The 3,891-nt window shown below is 72.1% G+C and carries 4 protein-coding genes and 1 pseudogene; 3 read left to right on the top strand and 2 right to left on the bottom strand.

Features of this window, described 5'->3' with window-relative positions:
* The 3 genes and pseudogenes from IDM29_RS15475 to IDM29_RS15485 form a co-directional block, all read left to right on the top strand.
* Window positions 1-313: pseudogene (locus IDM29_RS15475) on the top strand (N-acylglucosamine 2-epimerase); the annotation flags it as partial.
* Between the two features lie 244 nt (window positions 314-557).
* Complete coding sequence (locus IDM29_RS15480) at window positions 558-1,673, top strand: FAD-dependent oxidoreductase (protein WP_188037747.1); 1,116 nt, start codon at window positions 558-560, stop codon at window positions 1,671-1,673.
* Window positions 1,674-1,725: 52 nt separating this feature from the next.
* Window positions 1,726-1,962 carry a DUF6480 family protein gene (locus tag IDM29_RS15485; protein WP_182111845.1) on the top strand — a complete coding sequence of 79 codons (237 nt, stop codon included), beginning with the start codon at window positions 1,726-1,728 and terminating at the stop codon, window positions 1,960-1,962.
* A gap of 13 nt (window positions 1,963-1,975) precedes the next feature.
* Here the strand turns inward: IDM29_RS15485 and IDM29_RS15490 are convergent, their stop codons facing one another.
* Both IDM29_RS15490 and IDM29_RS15495 read right to left on the bottom strand, forming a co-directional pair.
* On the bottom strand, window positions 1,976-2,914 hold the full coding sequence (locus tag IDM29_RS15490) for a carbohydrate ABC transporter permease (protein ID WP_309232754.1): 939 nt from the start codon (window positions 2,912-2,914) through the stop codon (window positions 1,976-1,978).
* Entirely contained in the window at window positions 2,911-3,891 is a 981-nt protein-coding gene (locus IDM29_RS15495) for a carbohydrate ABC transporter permease (RefSeq protein WP_188037748.1), read from the bottom strand. Before IDM29_RS15495 ends, IDM29_RS15490 begins: the two co-directional genes overlap by 4 nt.

The raw sequence follows: 3,891 nt of genomic DNA on the forward strand, positions 1-3,891 counted from the left end.
ATGGGCGCTCGCGACCGCTGAGGCGCTGCTCGACGGGCCCCGCGAGGTCGCCGTCGTCGGCGACCCGGCGGACCCCGCGACGCGCGAGCTGGTCCGCGCCGCGGTCTCGAGCCCGGCGCCGGGCGCCGTCCTGGCGTTCGGCCCGCCGAGGGAGTCGGCGTCAACGGGCGACGCGGCGACCCGGCACCGGGTGGGGCTGCTCGACGACCGCCCGCTGGTCGCGGGTCGACCGACGGCCTACGTCTGCCGCGGCTTCGTGTGCGAGCGCCCCACCACGGACCCCACCGACCTCGCCCGCCAGCTCGCCTCCTGACGCGCCCGCCCACCGACGCACCACCGCCGATCTCGCGACGTCGGAGGGTTGTGACCACATGCCGGGCGGAAGCCTCCGCCGGAACCTCGGACGCCGGCGCGGGAGGCGGCGGCGGGCCGTTCGTCCCGGCGGGGGCGGCGGGGTGGTGGCGACGATGGTGGCGCCGGCTGGACCGCCGCCCCGGGCGCGGCGACGATGGCCGTGCAGCCGACCGCGGACGTCGCGGTCGCGGTCTGGAGGCGTGATGCAGCAGCGGGTGGTCGTCGTCGGTGGCGGGTACGGCGGGGTGGCGGTGGCGTCCGCGCTCCAGGACGACGCCGAGGTGACCCTCGTCGAACCGAAGGACGCCTTCGTCCACGCGGTCGCCACGCTCCGGGCCGCCGTCGACCCGGCCTGGCAGGACCGCGTGTTCTTCGGCTACGACACCCTGCTGCGGCGGGGACGCGTCGTGCGCGACTGGGCCCGGCTCGTCTCGCCCGGCGTGGTGCACCTGTCGCGCTCCGCCTCGCTCGAGGCGGACCACGTCGTCCTGGCCACCGGCACCGGCTACCCCTTCCCGGCCAAGTTCCTCGAGGACGACACGGTCGTCGCGCGGGCTCGCCTGGAGCGGATGCGCGAGGGCCTGCGCCAGTGCGAGCGCGTCATGCTGATCGGCGCCGGCCCGGTCGGCCTCGAGCTCGCCGGCGAGCTGACCAGCGCGTTCCCGGACCTGCGCGTGTCGATCGTCGAGCAGGAGGACGACATCCTGCCGCTCGGTCAGTACCTGCCCGAGCTGCGCGACGCCGTCCGCGCGCAGCTCGCGGAGCGTCGGATCGACCTCGTGCTCGGCGCCCCGCTGGGATACCTGCCCCCGTTCGACGTCGGCACCTACGCGCCCTTCACGGTCGAGACGACGGAGGGCGAGGCCGTGACCGCGCAGATGTGGTTCCGCTGCTACGGCTCGCGCCCGATGACCGGCTACCTCGACACCGCGCTCGCCGACCTGCGGCACTACGACGGCACGCTTCCGGTCACCGAGCACCTGCAGGTGCGCGGCCAGGACGCGGTGTGGGCGGTCGGCGACATCACCGACGTGCGCGAGTCCAAGCGTGCGACGGCGGCCCGCGACCACGCCGCCGTCGTCGTGGCGAACATCCGGGACGCGATCGCCGGCCGGGCCCCGAGCGCGACGTACACCGCGGCGCCGGAGCGCATCGTGCTGCCGCTGGGCCCCGACGGCGGCGCCTCGCAGGTCGAGCAGGACGGGCGTCGCGTGATCCTGGGCCCGGAGGAGACGAGCCGCATCAAGGGCGCCGACCTGTTCAGCGGCGCGACCGCAGAGCTCTTCACGGGCGGCACCCCCCATGACCGAGAGGAGTGAGTGCGGCGCCGCGCGCGGTTGCAGCCCCGCGGACCGCGATTAGCGTGGCGGGATGAGCAGCCCCAGCACCGACCCGCAGCCGGAGCAGACCCCGGGCCTCGAGCCCGGCGGCGGCGTGATGCCGGGCGACACGCCGCCCGGGGAGTCGTCGACCACGGGCGGCGTCAAGCGCATGCAGCCCGACCTTCCGAGCGCCGGCGCCAACAAGGCCGTCTACGCGGTGATCCTCGGCCTCACGCTCCTGGGCGTCCTGACCTTCATCGGGTACGCCGTCGGCCTGATCGGCTGACCGCCCCGGCGGATCAGCCCTTGGCGCCGGTGGTGGCGATGCCCTCGATGAAGTGACGCTGGCCGAGGAAGAAGATGATGATCATCGGCACCGTCGTGATGACGCTGGCCGTGACGATGATCTCCCAGTGCCACTCGCCGCCGAAGCCGTACTGGTCCACGAGCGACTTGAGCCCGCGCGGGATCGTGAACGTGCTCGAGTCCCGCAGGTAGATGAGCGGCCGCATGAGGTCCGTCCATGCCGCCTGGAGCTCGAACAGCAGCGTCACCACGACGGCGGGTCGCGTCAGCGGCAGGGCGATCTTCCAGAACAGCGTCCAGTTGTTGGCGCCGTCGAGCGTCGCCGCCTCGAACGGGTCCCGCGGCAGGCCCTGGAAGAACTGCCGCATGAGGAAGATGTAGAACGCGGACCCGAAGAGGTTGCCCGCCCACAGCGGCGTCAGCGTCCCCACCTGCCCGAGCGAGTTCCAGATGAGGAACGTCGGGATCATCGTCACGGCACCCGGCAGCATCATCGTCGCCAGCACGAGGCCGAAGAGCGCCTCCCGCCCCCGGAACCGGAAGTACGAGAACCCCCAGGCGACCATCGCGCTCGAGATCGTCACCGTGACGGCCGCGAGCACCGTCACGATCACCGTGTTGAGCAGCCAGAGCGCCATCGGCGCCTCCTGCCACACGTTCAGGTAGTTCTCGACCGTGAACGTGTCCGGGATGAGCTTGTTGTCGAACACCTCGCCGCGCGGCTTGAAGGACGCGCTGAGCAACCACACGAACGGGTAGACGAAGATCAGCGTGGCGACCCCGAGCGCGGCGAGCACCAGCACCCGTCCGACTGTCAGCCGCGGTCGCCGCCGCGGCGGCAGCCCGCCCGTCTCCTGCACGACGGCGCCGAGGCCCAGGTTCTCGACGCGCGTCGCGTCCGCGGACCCCGCGGCGCCCACGTTGACGCTCACCGGTCCTCCCCCTCGTAGAAGACGAACCGCCTGGACACCCGCAGCTGGACCAGCGTGACGAGCAGGATGATCACGAAGAGCAGCCACGCGAGCGCCGACGCGTACCCCATGTCGAGGAACTCGAACGCCTGCCGGAACAGGTAGATGACGTAGAACAGGGCGGCGTCGTTGCTGTAGGTCGTGTTCCCCGACCCGAAGAACGCGGTGTACGCCTCGGTGAACGTCTGGAAGCTCGCGATGGTGTTGACGACGACGATGAAGAAGATCGGGCCGCTGATCATCGGCAGCGTGATCCGCAGGGTCCGCTGCCAGAAGCCGGCGCCGTCGACCCGGGCCGAGTCGTAGAGCTCCTGCGGCACGCTGCGCAGCGCCGCGAGCAGGATGATCACCGACGAGCCGATGGCCCACAGGCTCATGAGGACGATGCCGGGCTTGACCCACGCCGGGTCGGTCGTCCAGTTCGGGCCGTCGATCCCGAACCAGCCGAGCACCTCGTTGACCAGGCCGCCCTGCCCGTTGAACAGCAGCAGGAGCAGCACACCGACGGCGACCGGCGGGGTCATCTTGGGCAGGAAGAAGGCCGTGCGGAAGAACCCCGCCGAGCGTCCCGCCTGGTTGAGCAGCAGGGCGAGCGCGAGCGACAGGATCACCAGCAGCGGCACGTGCAGCACCGTGTAGTAGAAGGTGTTCCACAGGGCGAGGCGCACGTCGTCGTCCTGCGCCATGCGCTCGTAGTTCTCGAGCCCGACGAACTCGGGGTCGGTCAGGACGTCGTAGTCCGTGAGCGACAGGTAGCCGCTGTAGAGCACGGGCCAGAGCGTGAAGACCAGGAAGCCGACGATCCACGGGCTGAGGAACAGCAGGGCACCGCGCAGCTCCCGGTGCCGGGTCCGGCGCTGGCCGGGCCGCTCCGCCGGGCGGCCCGCGCCCCGGCCGCGGCTCTCGGCCGCGGCCGGCGACGACGTCGTCGCGGTCAT

The organism is Actinotalea sp. JY-7885 (genome assembly GCF_014525465.1).
Classification (GTDB): domain Bacteria; phylum Actinomycetota; class Actinomycetes; order Actinomycetales; family Cellulomonadaceae; genus Actinotalea.

Bases quoted from the DNA above. Each gene is read 5' to 3' on its own strand.
- IDM29_RS15480 (WP_188037747.1), top strand. From the start codon at position 558: ATGCAGCAGCGGGTGGTCGTCGTCGGTGGCGGGTACGGCGGGGTGGCG.
- IDM29_RS15495 (WP_188037748.1), bottom strand. From the start codon at position 3,891: ATGACCGCGACGACGTCGTCGCCGGCCGCGGCCGAGAGCCGCGGCCGG.
- IDM29_RS15485 (WP_182111845.1), top strand. From the start codon at position 1,726: ATGAGCAGCCCCAGCACCGACCCGCAGCCGGAGCAGACCCCGGGCCTC.